Genomic DNA, 16,394 nt, shown 5'->3' on the forward strand with positions numbered 1-16,394 from the left:
CGCCCCGAGCACCCCGACGCCGGCGCGCCGCGCGCTCGTGCGGGTCGAGCGCGAGGACGATTTCGTTCGCGTGACGATGGACATGCCGGAGCGCCGCAACGCCCTTTCGCTCGACCATATGCGGCAGCTGCTTGCCGCCGTGCGCGAGGTCGGTACGAGCGACGCTCGCGGCCTGCTGCTCGCCGCCGAGGGGCCTGTGTTCTGCGCGGGGCACGACTTCGGCGACATGGTTGACGCCGATCTGCCCGCGATGCGCGAGTTGCTCGCACTCTGCACGGAGCTCATGACGACGCTCCAGTCGATCCCGCAGCCCGTGGTCGCCCGGGTGCAGGGTTTGGCCACGGCCGCCGGTTGCCAGCTGGTCGCGACGGCAGACCTCGCCGTCGCCTCCGAGGAAGCGGCCTTTGCGATCCCTGGCGGTAAGGGCGGCTGGTTCTGCCACACCCCGCTCGTCGCGGTCGCCCGCGCCCTGCCGCGTAAGCGCGCGCTCGAGATGGCCTTCACCGGCGACGTGATCGACGCCCGAACCGCGGCGGCGTGGGGCCTTGTGAACGCGGTCGTCCCGGCCGCCGAACTCGACGCGGCTTGCCTGGACCTCCTGCGCCGTGCCACACGAGGCAGCCGGAGCTCGAAGGCGCTGGGCAAGCAAGGGTTCTACGCCCAGGTCGACCTGGACCAGCCGAAGGGCTACGCCTACGCGATCGAGTTGATGGCCGCGTCCAGCCAGACGCCCGACGCGCGCGAGGGCATGCTCGCGTTCCTGGAGAAGCGCGCGCCGCGCTTCGACTGACCGGCGCTCAGACTAAGCCACCGGCAAGGTGTAGATTGGGTGTGCATCGGCCGTGTGCCGGCGTGGTTTGCGTCGGTCTGCTCCCCGCAGGGTCCTGACCAGGCTGGAGGTCGCATGAGCAAGGTCACCGCCGCACCACCCGCCCGCACGCGGGTGCCGAATCGCGAGCACGCCCTCGCGGAGGACGTGCTGGGGTTGCCTCAGGTGCTGTTCTGCATCGTCACGGGCGCGGCTCCGCTCGCGGCGTTGCTCTTCAACGTGCCGGTCGCCGTCTCGGGCGGCGGCTACGCCGTGCCGGCGGCGTTCATCGTCGCGACCGTCGCATTGACGATCTTCTCCGTCGGCTACATCGAGATGGCGCGCCGCGTGACCGCGGTCGGCGGGTTCTACACGTTCATCACTCGCGGCCTGGGGTCGGTCATGGGCATGGGCGCGGGCTATCTGATCGCGTTCTGTTACATCATCTTCGCGGCGGCCGTCACGGGGGTCGGCAGCTACTTCGCGTCGACGTCGGTCGAAGCGTGGTTCGGCGTCTCGATCTCGGCCTGGGCGTATGAGGCTTTCTTCCTTGCGCTGATGACCGCCTTCGCCTGGTTCCACATCGAGCTGACCGCCAAGATCCTCGGCGTCGCGCTCGTGTCCGAGGTGCTCGTCATGCTCATCCTGGCGTTCGCGATCCTCGTCCAGGGCGGACCTGACGGGTTCAGCGCCGCGCCGCTGAACCCCGCGAACATCTTCGACAACGAGGCCGCGTTGAAGGTCTTCGGGGCGGCTGCCGCCGGCGTGGCGATCTTCGGCGCCTTCTGGTCGTGGGTCGGCTTCGAGATGGCGCCCAACTACGCCGAGGAGTCGCGCGAGCCGCACAAGATCGCCAAGCGCGCGCTGTACATCTCGGTCATCAGCCTCGGCGTGTTCTACACGTTCGTCTCGTACATGTTCGTCACCGGCTGGGGACTGACCGGCTCCGCGCAGGCCGTCAGCGACCAGTTCGCCGGCAAGTACGCCTCGGCGTTCTACCCGCTCAGCGACAAGTTCGTGGGGTCCGGGCTGACCACGATGATCGAGATCCTGATCATCACGAGCTCGTTCGCCTGCGCGATGGCCTTCTACAACACGGGCTCGCGTTACCTGTTCTCACTCGCGCGCGAAGGCCTGCTGCCGGCGGCGCTCGGGCGGACCCACCCGACGCAGAAGGGCCCGGTCAACGCGTCGATGGTCGTGACCGTGATCGTCGGGCTCTACATGCTGGCGTTCACGCTGTCGGACCCCAGCACGCTCGCCGCGCTGCTCAAGCTCGGGACCTGGACGCCGCTGCTCGGCGTGCTCGGGATCCTGGCCGTACAGGGCCTGTGCAGCCTCGCGATCATCCGCTACTTCCGGACCGAGGCCGCGGATGGGTTCCATCCCATCAAGACGCTGATCGCGCCGTTCATCGGCTTCCTGGCCATGGCCGGCGCCTGCTATCTGCTGATCGACAACCGGGCGGGCCTCTCCGGCGCCGGCGACGCCCTGTACATCAAGCTCGTGCCGTGGGTGGTGTTGATCGTGTTCCTGATCGGCTGCGCGACGGCGCTGTGGATGCGCCGCAATGCCGTCCACCGCTATCGGAAGATCGGGCGCTTCGTGCGCGAGGAAGACGTTGAGGCGGCGGAGGCGACGGTATGAGCACGCTCCAAGAGCCGCGGGTCGGCCATCCGCTGGAGCCGCTGAGCGCTGAGGAGGTCAGCGCGGCGTCGGCGATCCTGAAGGCCGGCAAGGGCCTCGGGGCGACGGCGCGCTTCGTGTTCGTCACCTTGCACGAGCCGCCGAAGGCGGCCGTGCAGGCGGGCGAGTCCGTGCCGCGCGAAGCGTTCATCGTCCTCTACGAGCGCTCGCAGCGGGCCACCTATGAGGCGGTCGTCTCGCTCACGGACCGCAACGTCGTCTCCTTCAAGCACGTCGAGGGCGTGCAGCCGCAGATCACGATGGAGGAGTTCATGGCCTGCGAGGAGGCCGTGCAGGCCAATCCGGAGTGGCAGGCGGCTGTCCGCAAGCGCGGCGTCGAGGACTTCTCTCTGACGATGCTCGACCCGTGGGCGGCGGGCTACACGGGCGAGCACGACGCGCCCACCGAGCGGCGGATTCTGCGTCCGCTGACCTGGGTGCGCTCCGAGCCCGGCGACAACGGCTACGCCCGCCCGGTCGAGGGCCTGATCGTCGAGTTCGACATCGACCGGATGGAGGTCGTCAACGTCGAGGACCACGGCGTCGTCCCGCTACCGCCGAAGGCCGGCAACTACGACCCGCAGCGCATGGCCGCGGCGGACAACGTCCCGCGCTACGAGACCCAGCGCGGCGACCTCAAGCCGATCGAGATCACGCAGCCCGAGGGCCCGAGTTTCGAGGTCGACGGCCACCACGTGCGCTGGCAGAAGTGGCAGCTGCGGATCGGCTTCACGCCGCGCGAGGGCCTGGTGCTGCACGAGATCGGCTACGAGGACCGCGGCACGCTGCGGCCGATCGTCTACCGCGCCTCGCTGTCGGAGATGTACATCCCGTACGGGGACCCCGCGCCGATGCACCGGCGCAAGAACGTGTTCGACATGGGCGAGTACGGCATCGGCTGGCTGTGCAACCCGCTCGAACTGGGCTGCGACTGCCTGGGCGAGATCCGCTACTTCGACGGGGTCTGCAACGACCAGGATGGCGAGCCGCTGGTCATCCCCAACGCGATCTGCATGCACGAAGAGGACGTCGGCATCGGCTGGAAGCACATGGACTTCCGCACCGAGGACGTGGAGGTGCGGCGATCGCGCCGGCTCGTGATCTCGACGATCGCCACCGTCGGCAACTACGAGTATGGGTACTTCTGGTACCTCTACACCGACGGCACGATCGAGTACGAGGTCAAGCTCACCGGCGTCATCTCCACCGGCGCGCTGGCGCTCGGCGAGCGTCCGGCGCACGGCACGCTGCTCGCGCCTGGCCTCTACGCGCCGCACCATCAGCACTTCTTCGCGGTGCGGCTGGACATGGCGGTGGACGGCAACGAGAACACGGTCGTGCAGTTGGACTCGGTGCCGTCGCCGCCCGGTCCCGAGAACCCGATGGACTCGGCCTGGACGGTGCAGCGCACGGTCTACGCGACCGAGCGCGAGGCGCAGGCGCAGATCGACCCGCTGCATGGCCGCTTCTGGCGGATCGAGAACGCCGGCAAGGTCTCCGAGCTCGGCGATCCCGTCGCATACAAGCTGATGCCGGGCGAGAACGTGGCGCCGATGTTCGCGCCCAGCTCGCGCTTCGCGGCGCGCGGCGGGTTCACGAGCAACCACGTGTGGGTGACGCGCTACGACCCGGAGCAGCGCTACGCGGCCGGCGACTACCCGTACCAGCACGCGGGCGGCGACGGCCTGCCGCGCTGGACGGCGGAGGACCGCCCGATCGAGGACACCGACGTCGTGCTCTGGTACGTGTTCGGCGCTCACCACATCGCGCGGCCGGAGGACTGGCCCGTGATGCCGGTCTCCACGGTCGGATTCATGCTCAAGCCCTCCGGATTCTTCGACGGCAACCCGGCACTGGACATGCCGTCGCCGTCGCACTGCCATCACGACTAGTACGCGCCTCGCAGGGCGGCCCGGCCGTTTGCCGGCCGGGCCGCACTTGCCGCGCATCCCTGGTCAGGGTGCTGTCGTCAGTTCGCCGGCGCGCTCCAGTTGGGCGGCGATTTGCAGCAGGACCGTTTCCTCGGGCGCCATCAGCTGCACCCCGATCGGTAGCCCATCGGTCGTGGTAGCGAGCGGCAGCGAGATCGCCGCGAAGCCCGACACGTTGGCCATCGGCGTCCAGCCCGTCGTGGCGAACTCGACGCGGAAGAACTCCCTCGTCGAGCCGCGCGGCTGGTTGAGGTGAGCCAGCGGCGGGGGGCCGTCTGTCAAGAGCGTCGGAACCAGGAACGCGTCAACGTCCGCCAGCCCGTCGGCGAAGCGCCGGCCTTGTGCGTGGACGCTGGCGATCGCGCCCGCATACTGCGCGCCGGTTACCGAGCGGCCCTCCTCGAGCATCTCCCATGCGGTCGGCTCGAGCTCCCCGCGTTCGGGGGGCCGGCCAAGCTCGGACTCCGCCAGCGCATGCAGCTCCAGATTCGAGACCTGGTGCAGCACCGCGACCGTGTCCAGCACCGGCTCGGGGTCGAAGACCGGCGCACCCTGCATGAGCTCGTGGCCGAGCCCTGTCAGGATCGCTGCCGCAGCCTCGACCGCTGCGCGCACGTCGGCGTGCGTAGTGCCCTCGAACGGCGCATCGGCCGTCCAGCGGATCCGCAGCGCCGGCGGATCGCGCTCGATCGCCGCAAGCCACGACTCGGCAGGCGGTGCGGCGAAATAGGGATCGCCGATCGCCGGGCCGGCGGTCGCGTCCAGGAGCGCGGCGCAATCGCGCACCGTGCGGGTCAGTGCGTGCTCGTTGACCAGGCCCTCGAGCACATGACCGGCGTCGGGCGCGAACGTCTTGCGTCCGCGGGCGGGCTTCAGCCCGATCACGCCGCAGCACGACGCCGGCACTCGGATCGAACCCGTCCCGTCACCGCCGGATGCCGCCGGTACGAGGCCGGCCGCGACAGCGGCAGCGGACCCGCCGCTCGAGCCGCCCGGCGAGCGGTCCGGAGCGCGCGGATTGACCGTCGGACCGAAGAGCACCGGTTCTGTCGTGCAGTGGTTGCCCCACTCGGGCGTGTTGGTCTTACCCGCGACGACGAGGCCCGCGGCCAGGTAGCGGGCGACTACGACCGACGTCGCCGGCGACACGTGGGCGCGCAGCGCCATCGAGCCCATCCGCTCGGGCACGCCCGCGATCGGCGCGCCGAGGTCCTTGAGCAGGAACGGCGCGCCCGCAAGCGGCCCGTCGCCGAGCGGCCCGGACGCCTGCGACCGCGCACGATCGAACAGATCGCAGATCACGGCGTTGAGGGAGCGCGCGGACTCGATGCGCTCAATCGCCGCATCGAGCAACTCGAGCGCCGTCGCTTCACCGGAACGCACCAGCGCCGCGTGGCCGAGCAGATCGAGCGACGTCAGGTCGGTCATCGACACGACAGTCTCACCGGCGGCAACCACCGCCGCAACCCAGAGCCGATCGGGCACAAGCCGAGCGTTCTTGGCACACTCCGGCGTCGCCTCTGCTCGCACGCCCGCCGATCCGCCGACGGCTGCCACCAGTGGAGGCGCGCGCGAACAACGCCCAGTCTTGAACAGACGGCCGGGCGCCGCGGCCGCGAACGTCGACATCGGCGAAGATCCCGCGCCCGGTGATGCGAGGCTGATTTGCGATCCTTGATCGGTGGCGGCGGCTTGCATCGTTCTCAACGGCCCGAGTTGCTCGGGCAAGTCCAGCATCGCCGCCGCGCTTCAGGAGCGGTGGCCGAGGCCGCTGCAGTCGACAGGGATCGACACCTTCCTGGCGGCGCAGAGCGATCGCTTCTTCGCGATCGATGGGACCCTGACCGACGGGATCAGCTGGGTGCCGACAACCGTCGACGGCATGCCCGCCTTCGACATCGTGCCCGGAGAACTCGGCCTCGGAATGATCCGGGCAAGCCACTCCTTCTGGTCGTCATGTGTCGAGGCAGGGCTCGATCAGGTCATCGATGATGTCTGGGTGATACCCGAGCAACCCGCGGGGTTGGAGCGGGCGTTGTCGCGGGCGACTGCGCTCTGGGTCGGAGTGCATTGTCCGTTGGCGATCATCGTGCAGCGCGAGCAAGATCGCGGCGACCGGCACGTCGGCGCCGCGCGCGGGCATTACCGGCTGACGCACAGCTTCAGGGACTACGACGTCATCGTGGACACGTCATCGGCGACACCGGACGCCTGCGCCGCCCTGATCGTGGAGAGGTTCAGAGCACGCTTCCCGGCGTGGCCCTAGAGACATCGACTCATCGAGGGCCCGCTTGCGCGCGCTCGCCACAACTCGGAGGCAAGGCGACAACGACACCGGCATCGGCGTCTTCTCGGATCTTGGGCCGGTAACCGCGCATGGCGCCGATCACCGTCATCTGTCCCGGCAGCTACGACAAATGTCTCGGGCGCGGCGCAGCGGCGGAACCGCGGCTTATGATCGGCTCGTGTCCGCCATGGAAGACGCCGACGAGCCGATCCGGGTGTTCATCGTCGACGATCACGGCCTCGTGCGCCGCGGCGTGCGGTCGTACCTGTCCATCTTTGACGACATCGAGGTCGTCGGCGAGGCCGGTGCCGCGCAGGAGGCCATCGATGCCGTCTCGGCGCTCGCGAGCCATGACGAGCCGCCGCACGTGGTTCTGATGGATCTGGCCATGGAGCCCATCGACGGGGTCGAGGCGACGCGTCGGCTGCGCGCGACGTGGCCGGACGTGGAGGTCGTCGCGGTCACCTCGTTGATCGATCAGTCCAGGGTGGAAGCCGCGCTGCAGGCCGGCGCGGCGGGCTACCTGGTCAAGGACGCGGCGCCGGAGGAGCTCGCGGTGGCGATCCGGGCCGCGCGGCGGGGCGAGATCCACATCGACGGCGCGCTCGCCCGCCGGATGATGGCCTCGTTGCGGCCGGCACCGGCGCCCGCGGCGGGCCCGTTCGACGAGCTCTCCGAGCGCGAGCTGGAGATCCTGCAGCTGATCGCCGACGGCCATGCCAATAAGGAGATCGCCCGGCGGCTGGTGCTCAGCGAGCGCACCGTGCGCACGCACGTCAGCCACATCCTGGCCAAGCTGGGCCTCACGTCGCGGACGCAGGCGGCGTTGCTCGCAGTGCGCGAGGGGCTCCGGCCCGCGAGTTGGTAGCGGCCGCGACGGTGACCGTCAGCGCGGTCCCACGGCCGGGTGCGCTGTCGACGGAGAGGCGGCCACCCGCCTCGGCCGCGCGAGTGCGCATCAACTCGAGTCCGAGATGGCCGTCGTACGACCCAGCCGGGTCGAACCCGACGCCGTCATCGCGCACCTGCAGGCTCACCGCGGTCGAGCTCACGTCAAGTCGGGCCTTGACGCACGCGCTTCCCGAGTGTTTGACCGCGTTCGTGATCGCCTCCTGCCCGATGCGGTAGAGCCGCTCCTCGACCGCCGGATCGAGCGGCACCCGCTCTTCCGGGCCCGCGACCATGACCTCGACGTCGTGGCGGGGGCCGATGGCTCCCGCGTGGGCGCGCAGCGCCGTGACGAGCCCCTGCTCGGCCAGCGCGTCGCGGCGGAGCTCGAAGATCGAGGCTCGCATCTCCTGCAGGGCGCGGTGCGCGAGCTCGGCGACCTCGTCGACGGTCGCGCGCAGCGCCTCGCCCACCGGCGGGTCCACGTGCGCGGCGTGATGGCGCGCGAGCCCGGTGTGCAGGCCGAGCGTGAAAAGCGTCTGCGAGACGGAGTCGTGCAGATCGCCCGCGATGCGGCGGCGCTCTTCCGCCGCTCGCTCCGCCTCACGGCGGCGCGCTTCCGCGAGCCGCAGGGCCGACTCCTCCCGGCTGCTCACGACGGCGCCGAGCGTGAGCGTGGTGATGATGGCGACCAGGATGTATAGCTGTGTGTCGAGCGTCGCGTCGTCGATCGAGCGGGTGGCGAACGGCCCCGCCTTGTCGGCGGTGCGGGCGATAGCCACCGCGATCGCCATCAGCAGCGCGGCCGTGGCCCCACGCTGCCCGAGGTTGACGGCGGCGAAGACCAGCACCGGGAGCACCAGGTAGGTGAGCGGGTGGCGCGAATCGAAGACCACGACGCTGAGCACCGTCACCGCGGCCGGGATCGCCACCGCCTCCAGCAGCTTGCGGCCGCGTGGCCAGACGAGCGGCGGCCCGCCAACCCAGACCAGGATCAGCGGCAACACCAGCAGTCCGCCGCACGCGTCACCGATCCACCAGGTCCTGAACACCGAGCCGAGCTCGTCCGCCTGGACGTCTCCGGCACGCCAGGCCGAGAAGCTGCCGATGGCGGCTGAGATGGCGGTCCCGCAAGCGATGGCGATGAGCAGGAAGGCGATGTCCAGTGGCCGCTCGAGCCGGTTGTGCCGGCCGAGCCAGCGGCGCAGCAGCAGCGCGATCAGCGTGAACTCGACCACGTTGCCGAAGGTCTGCAGCTGCGTCCACTCGGTGAGCATCTCGCGGTGGAACGGCACGACGCCCGTACCGAGCAACACGTCGGCCACCGCCGGACCGACCAGCCATCGCAGGTCGCCCAGGTACAGCAGGGCGGCGGCGAAGCCGACCGGGAGCCACGCGACCTGCACCTCGCCGGTGAACAGCACGACGCTGCCGAGCTTTGCCAGCGCGTAGTAGCCGACGCCGGCGGCCAGGTTGCCGAGCACGAGGCGCGTGGGCGACGGCGAATCGCGGGCGATGAGCTCGCCGAGGCGCGTGACGGCACGGTCGCTCATTGGTCGCGATCCTATGCGTGCGGGAAGCGCGGCGCCAACGCTCGCAGGGCACGGTGAGACGACGCGGGCCGCGACCGATCACGGCCCGCATCGGCGGTCACTCGGTCAGCGCCGCACGACGATCCTCGCTGTGGCGCTCACCGTGCGTCCGAGTCGGTCACGCACCGCGTAGGTGAGGCTGTAGGTCGAGCCGCGGACGGCGGAGATCCGGCCGTCGACGTCGGCCGTGCCGACGCGCCACCCGCTTGCGCGTCCCTTGCCGGTGTGCACGATCTTGGTAAGCCGTACGGTGGCGCCGGCGACCTGCGTGTGCAGCGTGACGTGCACCTTGACCGACCGGCCGTTGGCGGTTCGGATCCTCGCGGGCGTCGCGGTGACGGTCGCAGCGAGCGGCGAGCGTGGCGCGGGCGAGGTGGCCGGCGAAGCGGCGCCGGGTGCGGCGGGCACCTCGGTCGGTGCAGCGGTGGGCGCCGGGGTCGGGGTGGTCGCGGGTGCCTCGGTCGGCGTGGTCGAGAGCGCCTCGGGCGACGTGGTCGTCGGCGTCGCGGTCGTGTCCTCGATTTCGACCTGTCGCACCGCCTCGCTGTTCCCGGCGTTATCGCGCGAGCGGAAGCGAATCGTGTGCGTGCCGGGCGCGGCGATCTGCAGCGGATCCCGGTAGGGCTTGAAGCCGGCGCCGTCGAGGTCGTAGTCGGTCTGGCGGACGCCGGACAGCGCGTCGGTGGCGGTGAGGGTCAGCACGCGCGGCCCGCCGTCGGCAGCGGCCACGCCGGCGGTCGTGGTCGGTGGCGTCTTGTCGATGCGGATCGTCGTGTGGCGGGCGATCTCGCTACCCCCGGCCGCGTCGGTGCTGAAGTAGGTCACATCGTGCACGCCGTCGCCGGTGACGGTGAAGCCTTCGGCAGGATAGACCGCGCAGTCGCGCGTCTGGACGGTGCAGCCGGGGTCGTCGACGCCGTAATAGGTCGCCGCGACCGGCGCGCCCTGCTCGGCCGCGTAGGCGAACAGCTGCGCGCTGGCGTCGTGGTTGAGCCACACACCGTCGGCGCCGTCGGCGGAGAGGTAGGTGAGCGGTGCCGGCGGCTGTGGCGTGGCGATCGTCACCGACGCGTTCATGTGCGACGTGTCGAAGGTGTTCACGATGCCGTCGAAGCTCACGGTCAGGCGGCCGTCCGGCGAGGAGTAGCGGTCACCCGGGTTGAGCACCGCCGCCAGGTTGGCGTCGCCGAGGTCTCCGGCGTTGGCCGCGTAGAGGTCGGGCTCGACGAGATAGACCGTCACCCGGTCGCTGCGGATGCCGACGTCATAGCTGTCCCAGCCGCGGCGGAAGGCGGCGGCATTGGCGTCCCCGCCGGCATCGCCGCGGCGGTACTCGATCGCGTAGTACGCCTTCGAGCCCGGGATCTTGGCCTCGATCAGCTTGAGTTTCTCGATGGTCGGGCCGTCACCCGGGTTGTACGTCGGCGCGGAGAGCCGGTAGGTGGACCGGCCGCCCCAGTGCGTCGCGATCTGGTCGGGGAAGAGCCACCCGAGTCGCTGCTTCTGGAAGGCGGAATAGTCGACCGGGATCTGGTCGGCCTCGCCTTTGTAGATGCACCGCGGGTGCCCGGCGATGCCGTTGCAGACGCCGCCGGCGAGGAAGTTCCAGCGCTCCTGGGAGGAGTGCGCGAAGCCGCTCATAGCGTCCTGGAAGTCGTTGTACTGGTTGCCGTCGGCCCGGGTCGGGAACGTCGAGTGCAGCAGGCCGAATGCATGGCCCATCTCGTGCGCCCACAGGGCCTCGCTCGTCCAGCCGCCGCCGGTGCCGCCGGTGTAGCGCAGCCGCGTCCAGGTGCCGGGACGCCCGTTCATCGGGCCGGTCTGGTTCGAGATGCCCTTGTCGTAGTTGAAGAGCAGCACGACGTCGCTGTACGCCGTCGCCTGCTCGCCGCGGTCGGCCAGGACGCCGAGCGCGATGTCCTGACAGTCCTTGGTGGCGCCGCTGCCGTCGCTGCCGTAGTCGTCGACGCTCTTGGGGAGCGTGCGCCACCCGATGAACTCACCCTCGAAGTCGACGCGGTGGTTGGACTGCGTGTCGAAGTAGTCGTGCGTGCGCGAGAGGACCTGCCGGATGCCGTTGTTCGAGTAGTCGAGGATGTCCGGCGACGTGGTGTCGTGGAACCGGCAGCCCACGACCAGCACGCGCTGGAGCCCGGTGACGTCCGGCGTGACCTTCTCCGCGGCCGCCGCTCGGCCGGCCGCGGGGCCGGCGAGGCCGGCGATGATGAGCGCGCCGGCCACGCCGGCGCGAGTGAACCTGTTGATCGTTGAGAGCTTGGGAAGCAAAGGGGAGCCGTCCGTGAATTCGGGGAGGAACGGGACGACGGCAAGCTACGGACGCGCCGCAGCCGGGTCCATGGGGCATCTGACGGGGTCGAGCGCGTCATTTGACTCGATCGGATCGCCGCCCAGGTCCGGCGCGACCGTCGTCTTCACGGCCGGTGACGCGCATTTGAGCGTCGCGGGCCCGAAGTTTGAGTCCAAGCAGTCCGTCGCCACGACGCGCTCCGTACCGGCGGTGCGGATGCCGGCTCGTCTGAGGCGGGAGCGAGTCCGGGGGCCAGTCAGGAACGCACGCAGCTCGCGCCAGGGATGAGGCTGGCGGCGTGTGCCGGGGACCGGTACTGTCGGCCGGAGCCCCCCGATGGACTTCCGCGTACTCGGCCCCTTGGAAGTGAGCGACGGCGGTCGCGCGGTCGCGCTCGGCGGAGTCAAGCAACGCTCGCTGTTGGCGATCCTGCTCCAGCACGCGAACGCGGTCGTCTCCACGGACCATCTGCTGGCGGAGTTGTGGGGGGACGCGCCGCCGGCCAGGGCGGACAACAGCATCCACGTCTACGTCTCGCGGCTGCGCAAGGAGCTCGGGCCCGACCGGCTGATCACGCGTCCGCCCGGCTACGCCCTACGGGTCGACGCGTCAGAGCTCGACTTGGCCAGGTTCTGTCGGCTGCGCGGCGAGGGCCGTCCGCGCGAGGCGCTCGCGCTCTGGCGCGGACCGGCCTACGACGACCTCGCCTACGAGCCGTGCGTGCAAGCCGAGCGCGCACGGCTGGAGGAGTTGCGGCTCGTCACGCTGGAGCAACGCATCGACGCCGACCTCGCCAACGGCCGGTACGCGGACCTCGTCGGCGAGCTCGAGGTCGTGATCGCGCACCACCCACTGCGCGAACGGCTCCGCGGCCAGCTGATGCTCGCGCTCTACCGCTCGGCGCGCCAAGCCGATGCGCTGGAGGCCTACCGGGTGGCGCAGCGCGAGCTGGCGAGCGAGCTCGGGCTCGAGCCGGGCGGGGAGTTGCGACGGCTCGAGCGCGCGATCCTGCAGCAGGACCCGGCGCTCGATCCACCGGCAGACGTGCCGGCGGCGGGCTCGCTGCTGGTTGTCCCGGCCTCGATCGAACGCGTCGACGAGCTGCTGGCGCTGGCCACGTTGCTGGCGGCGCCGCTGGTGCTCGCGTGCGTCGTGCCGGCGAACGAAGTGGGTGCAGCGACGACTGCACTCGCGGCCCGTGCGCGCGAGCTTCCCGATGCGCGCTCGGCGGCGTTCTCGTCGCCGGAGCCCGGTGCTGACCTCGCGCGGCTCGCCGAGCGCGAGGGGTGCGAGCTGATCGTGCTGCAGGGCGCGCCGCTGGAGGGTGCGGCCCGCGTGGTGATCGAAACCGCGCGCTGTGATGTGGGCGTGCTGACCAGTACGCCGCGCGACGGGCCGGTGCTGGTGCCTTTCGGGGCCGGACGCCACGACTGGGCGGCGCTCGAGCTGGGCGCGCGCGTAGCGCGCGCGACCGGAGCGCCGCTGCGCCTGATCGGCGCCGTCACCGGCCGGCGCGGACGTGACGCCAGCCGGTTGCTGGCCGACGCGTCGCTGATCGTCCAACGCCGCAGCGGCGTGGTCGCGGAGCCGGTGCTCGCTCGGCCCGGGCGGCGCGGCGTCGTCGAGCACGCGCGAGGCGCCGGCCTGCTGGTGGTCGGCTTCCCGGACCGCTGGCGCGAGGAGGGGTTGGGCCGCGTGCGCGCCGCGCTCGTCGCCGATCCTCCCGCGCCGACCGTGTTCGTGCGGCGCGGAGCGGCGGCGGACGCGCCGGCGATGACGCGCTTCACGTGGTCGCTGACCGGGTCGGCGCCGTGATCGGCTACGAGCTCGAGGAGCTGATCGGCCACGGCGGCATGGGCGTCGTCTACCGCGCCACTGACGTGAAGCTGCAGCGCCCGGTGGCGCTCAAGCTGATCCTTCCCGAGCTGGCCGAGGACGAGCGCTTCCGCAAGCGCTTCCTCGACGAGTCGCGGCTCGCGGCTTCGCTTGACCACGCGAGCGTCGTCCCGATCTACGAGGCGGGCGAGGAGGACGGGCAGCTTTTCCTGGCCATGCGCTATGTCGAGGGCAGCGATCTCCGGACGCTGCTGCGGCGCGACGGCCCGTTGGCGCTCGAGCGGACACTGGCGCTGCTCGGGCAGATCGCGAGCGCGCTCGACGCGGCGCACCGGAGCGGGCTCGTGCACCGTGACGTCAAGCCGGCCAACATCCTGGTCGACGACGACGAGCACGCCTACCTGACCGACTTCGGCGTGAGCAAGCAGCTCGGCGGTGTCACGACCGACACCGGCCGGCTCGTGGGCTCGCTCGACTACCTCGCCCCCGAGCAGATCGCCGGCGAGCGCGTCGACGCGCGCACCGACCAGTACGCGCTCGCGTGTGTGCTCTACGAGTGCCTCACCGGCATGCCGGCGTTCCGGCGCGAGAGCGAGGCCGAGACGCTGTGGGCGCACATGCAGGGGCGCTACGTGCCGGTTGAAGGCCTCGAGCGCGTCTTCAAGCGGGCGTTCGCGCGCGACCCGAAGGATCGCTACGGAAACTGTGGCGAGCTGATCGCGGCGACGCGTATGCGCAGGCGGGTGCGGCATCGCGCGCGCTGGGTCGGCGCAGCGCTGGCGGCCCTCGCGACGGCGGCGGTCGCGGCACTGTACGTCCGGGACGGCGACGTCGAGGCGCTGCCGCCGGGCAGCTTCGTCGTCGCGCTCGACTCCGACGGCGGGATCGGGTCCTTCACGGAAGCCACGACTGCGCCGAGCAATATCGCCGTCGGCGAGGGCGCGGTCTGGGTGCTCGACAGCGAAGCGGAGACCGTCGCGCGGCTCGATCCCGAGACGAAGGCCGTGAAGCGCTTCTCGGCCGGCTCGCGGCCGACCGATCTCGCCGTCGGCGGCGGCGCCGTCTGGGTCGGCAACGGGGCCGGCAGCGAGAGCTTCGACGTGAGGTTCACGACCAGCATCACGCGCGTCGACCCGGGCAGCTTGAAGGTCACGGGCACCATTGCGCTGTCGCGCGGGCACAGCGAGTACGGGCCGCCGCCGAGCGTGGGCTCCCCGCAGATGGCGGTCGGAGCCGGGGCGCTCTGGGCGGCCGGCGCCGACAACCGGATCTACCGCATCGACCCGGCGACGAGCCGGATCGTGGCGAAGATCCCCGTCACGGCCGGCGTGAACACGCTCGCGGCGGGCGCCGAGGGCGTGTGGTTCCTGAACTCGAGCGACCTCGACGTGACACGGATCGATCCGGCGACGAACCGGGTCGCCGATCGGGTCCGGGTCGGCCGGGACGCCATGACGGGCATCGCGGTCGGCGGTGGCGCGGTCTGGGTCACGTCGCCGGACGTCGGCCGGTTGTGGCGCATCGAGCCTGGACCGCAGCCACGCGTCCGGTCGATCGACGTCGGCGGCCGGCCCTTCTTCGTCAGCTACGGCGACGGTGCGGCGTGGACGGGCGATTACCAGGACGGCGTGCTCGCTCGCGTCGATGCGCGCACGAACGCCGTGACGAGGGTGCGGATCGGAGCGGCGCAGGCGCTGGCCGTCGGCGCCGGCTCGGCCTGGGTCAGCGTCGCGGGCGCGACCCGGGCGGGCACGATGCCGCCGGCGGCCTGCACCCCCGTCGAGTCCGGCGGCGCGACGCCGGACGTGCTGATCGCGTCCGATCTCCCGCTCCAGGGCGGCGACGCTGATGTCACGCGCGGGCTCGCGGACGCGATCCGCTGGGTCCTGAAGGACCATGGCTTCCACGCGGGCCGGCACGTGGTCGGTTACCAGTCGTGCGACGAATCGACGGCGCAAACCGGCGCCTTCGAGCGACGGCGCTGCGCCGCGAACGCCAACGCGTACGCGCGCGCCGAGCGGGTCGTGGCCGTGATCGGCCCGCTCTCGTCGTACTGCGCCCAGCTCCAGATCCCGATCCTCAACCGCGCCCCGGGCGGCCCGCTCGCGCTGGTCAGCCCGACCAACAGCGACCCGGGCCTGACGCGTGGACGGCCGACCGTACCCGCGGGCGCGGTCGCGCTGGACCGCTACTACCCGACGGGCACGCGCAACTACGCTCGGGTCATCGGCCGCACCGACGTCGAGGGCGTCGCGCTGGCGCTGCTCGCGCAGCGGCTGCAGCTGCGGCGTGTCTACGTGCTCGGCCTCGTCGGCGACGGGGAATGGGACGAGCTGGCCGATCCGTTCCGGCGCGCAGCCGCGCGGCTCGGCGTCGAGATCGCCGGGTCGGAGGACTTCGGCGGCATCGACGCGCACGAGTACGCCGCCCTCGCCGGCCGGGTGGCCCGCGCCCGGGTCGACGGGATCGTGATCGGCGGGGGCGATGACGTCGGCGGTCCGCTGGTCAAGGCGCTGCGTGCGCGCCTGGGCCCGCGCATCGCGATCATGGTCGGCGACCAGTTCCACGTCGACCGCCTGATCCCCAGCGCAGGACGCGCGGCCCACGGCGTCTACGTGGCCACGACGGAGGCGCTACCCGACGCCGGCGCGCTGACACCGGCCGCCGCGCGCTTCGCCGCGCTCTTCGGCCCGGCCGCGCACCGCGGCTTCGCCATCAACGCGGCCGCGGCCGCGGAGGTCGTCCTGCAGGCGATCGCACACTCCGACGGCACGCGCGCGTCGGTCCTGCGGTCGCTGCGCACGCTCCACGTCACCGACGGCATCCTCGGCAGCTTCACGTTCGACCGCGGCGACATCGCTCCCGCGCGGGTGACCGTCCTGCGCGTCACCGGCTCGACGCCGAACAGCGTGCGCCTCCCGATCTATCTCGAGGGCGCGGCCGTGGAGCGCGTGATCGAGGTGCCGGCGAGCCTCTCGGGTTAAGCGCCGTTCAGTCCGCGTTCAGCGGCGGGTAACCGGCGCGCTCGATCGTGCACCGGATCGACCGCATCGGGCGG

Annotated in this window: 10 protein-coding genes; 7 read left to right on the forward strand and 3 right to left on the reverse strand. The window is 71.3% G+C overall.

Annotated elements, in window-relative coordinates:
• The first annotated feature begins 37 nt into the window (after positions 1 to 37).
• The 3 genes from G569_RS0125210 (at position 38) to G569_RS0125220 (ending at position 4,386) form a co-directional block, all read left to right on the forward strand.
• Positions 38 to 790, forward strand: coding sequence for an enoyl-CoA hydratase-related protein (locus G569_RS0125210; RefSeq protein ID WP_028065491.1), 753 nt, complete (start codon positions 38 to 40; stop codon positions 788 to 790).
• Positions 791 to 904: 114 nt separating this feature from the next.
• The gene (locus tag G569_RS0125215) at positions 905 to 2,455 is read left to right on the forward strand and encodes an APC family permease (protein WP_028065492.1); all 1,551 of its coding nucleotides are present in this window, start codon (positions 905 to 907) and stop codon (positions 2,453 to 2,455) included.
• Positions 2,452 to 4,386, forward strand: coding sequence for a primary-amine oxidase (locus tag G569_RS0125220; protein ID WP_028065493.1), 1,935 nt, complete (start codon positions 2,452 to 2,454; stop codon positions 4,384 to 4,386). The genes G569_RS0125215 and G569_RS0125220 overlap by 4 nt, the downstream gene beginning before the upstream one ends.
• A 63-nt stretch (positions 4,387 to 4,449) precedes the next feature.
• On the opposite strand, the gene G569_RS0125225 is transcribed toward G569_RS0125220, so the two are convergent.
• The gene (locus G569_RS0125225; protein ID WP_037498996.1) at positions 4,450 to 5,853 is read right to left on the reverse strand and encodes an amidase; all 1,404 of its coding nucleotides are present in this window, start codon (positions 5,851 to 5,853) and stop codon (positions 4,450 to 4,452) included.
• Positions 5,854 to 6,106: 253 nt separating this feature from the next.
• Between G569_RS0125225 and G569_RS0125230 the strand changes: the two genes are divergently transcribed.
• Together G569_RS0125230 and G569_RS66065 are read left to right on the forward strand one after the other, a co-directional pair.
• Positions 6,107 to 6,691, forward strand: a complete 585-nt coding sequence (locus G569_RS0125230; RefSeq protein WP_028065495.1) for a phosphotransferase-like protein — start codon at positions 6,107 to 6,109, stop codon at positions 6,689 to 6,691.
• A gap of 25 nt (positions 6,692 to 6,716) precedes the next feature.
• On the forward strand, positions 6,717 to 7,580 hold the full coding sequence (locus tag G569_RS66065) for a response regulator (protein ID WP_306765227.1): 864 nt from the start codon (positions 6,717 to 6,719) through the stop codon (positions 7,578 to 7,580).
• Here G569_RS66065 and G569_RS58890 read toward each other — a convergent pair.
• Both G569_RS58890 and G569_RS58895 read right to left on the reverse strand, forming a co-directional pair.
• Entirely contained in the window at positions 7,516 to 9,153 is a 1,638-nt protein-coding gene (locus G569_RS58890) for a sensor histidine kinase (RefSeq protein ID WP_053226955.1), read from the reverse strand. The genes G569_RS66065 and G569_RS58890 overlap by 65 nt on opposite strands.
• A 105-nt stretch (positions 9,154 to 9,258) precedes the next feature.
• Positions 9,259 to 11,433: an OmpL47-type beta-barrel domain-containing protein gene (locus G569_RS58895; RefSeq protein WP_028065497.1), complete on the reverse strand. Its 2,175-nt coding sequence runs from the start codon at positions 11,431 to 11,433 to the stop codon at positions 9,259 to 9,261.
• Positions 11,434 to 11,836: 403 nt separating this feature from the next.
• Here G569_RS58895 and G569_RS58900 point away from each other — a divergent pair, with 403 nt between their 5' ends.
• Together G569_RS58900 and G569_RS58905 are read left to right on the forward strand one after the other, a co-directional pair.
• Entirely contained in the window at positions 11,837 to 13,315 is a 1,479-nt protein-coding gene (locus G569_RS58900) for an AfsR/SARP family transcriptional regulator (protein ID WP_053226956.1), read from the forward strand.
• On the forward strand, positions 13,288 to 16,320 hold the full coding sequence (locus G569_RS58905) for a protein kinase domain-containing protein (RefSeq protein ID WP_053226957.1): 3,033 nt from the start codon (positions 13,288 to 13,290) through the stop codon (positions 16,318 to 16,320). The genes G569_RS58900 and G569_RS58905 overlap by 28 nt, the downstream gene beginning before the upstream one ends.
• Positions 16,321 to 16,394 lie beyond the last annotated feature (74 nt).

The sequence above is a fragment of the Solirubrobacter soli DSM 22325 genome, from assembly GCF_000423665.1.
Classification (GTDB): domain Bacteria; phylum Actinomycetota; class Thermoleophilia; order Solirubrobacterales; family Solirubrobacteraceae; genus Solirubrobacter; species Solirubrobacter soli.

What these genes read in the sequence shown, in the direction of transcription:
- G569_RS0125220 (WP_028065493.1), top strand. Translation starts at nt 2,452, where the DNA reads ATGAGCACGCTCCAAGAGCCGCGGGTCGGCCATCCGCTGGAGCCGCTG.
- G569_RS58890 (WP_053226955.1), bottom strand. Translation starts at nt 9,153, where the DNA reads ATGAGCGACCGTGCCGTCACGCGCCTCGGCGAGCTCATCGCCCGCGAT.
- G569_RS0125225 (WP_037498996.1), bottom strand. Translation starts at nt 5,853, where the DNA reads ATGACCGACCTGACGTCGCTCGATCTGCTCGGCCACGCGGCGCTGGTG.
- G569_RS58900 (WP_053226956.1), top strand. Translation starts at nt 11,837, where the DNA reads ATGGACTTCCGCGTACTCGGCCCCTTGGAAGTGAGCGACGGCGGTCGC.
- G569_RS0125215 (WP_028065492.1), top strand. Translation starts at nt 905, where the DNA reads ATGAGCAAGGTCACCGCCGCACCACCCGCCCGCACGCGGGTGCCGAAT.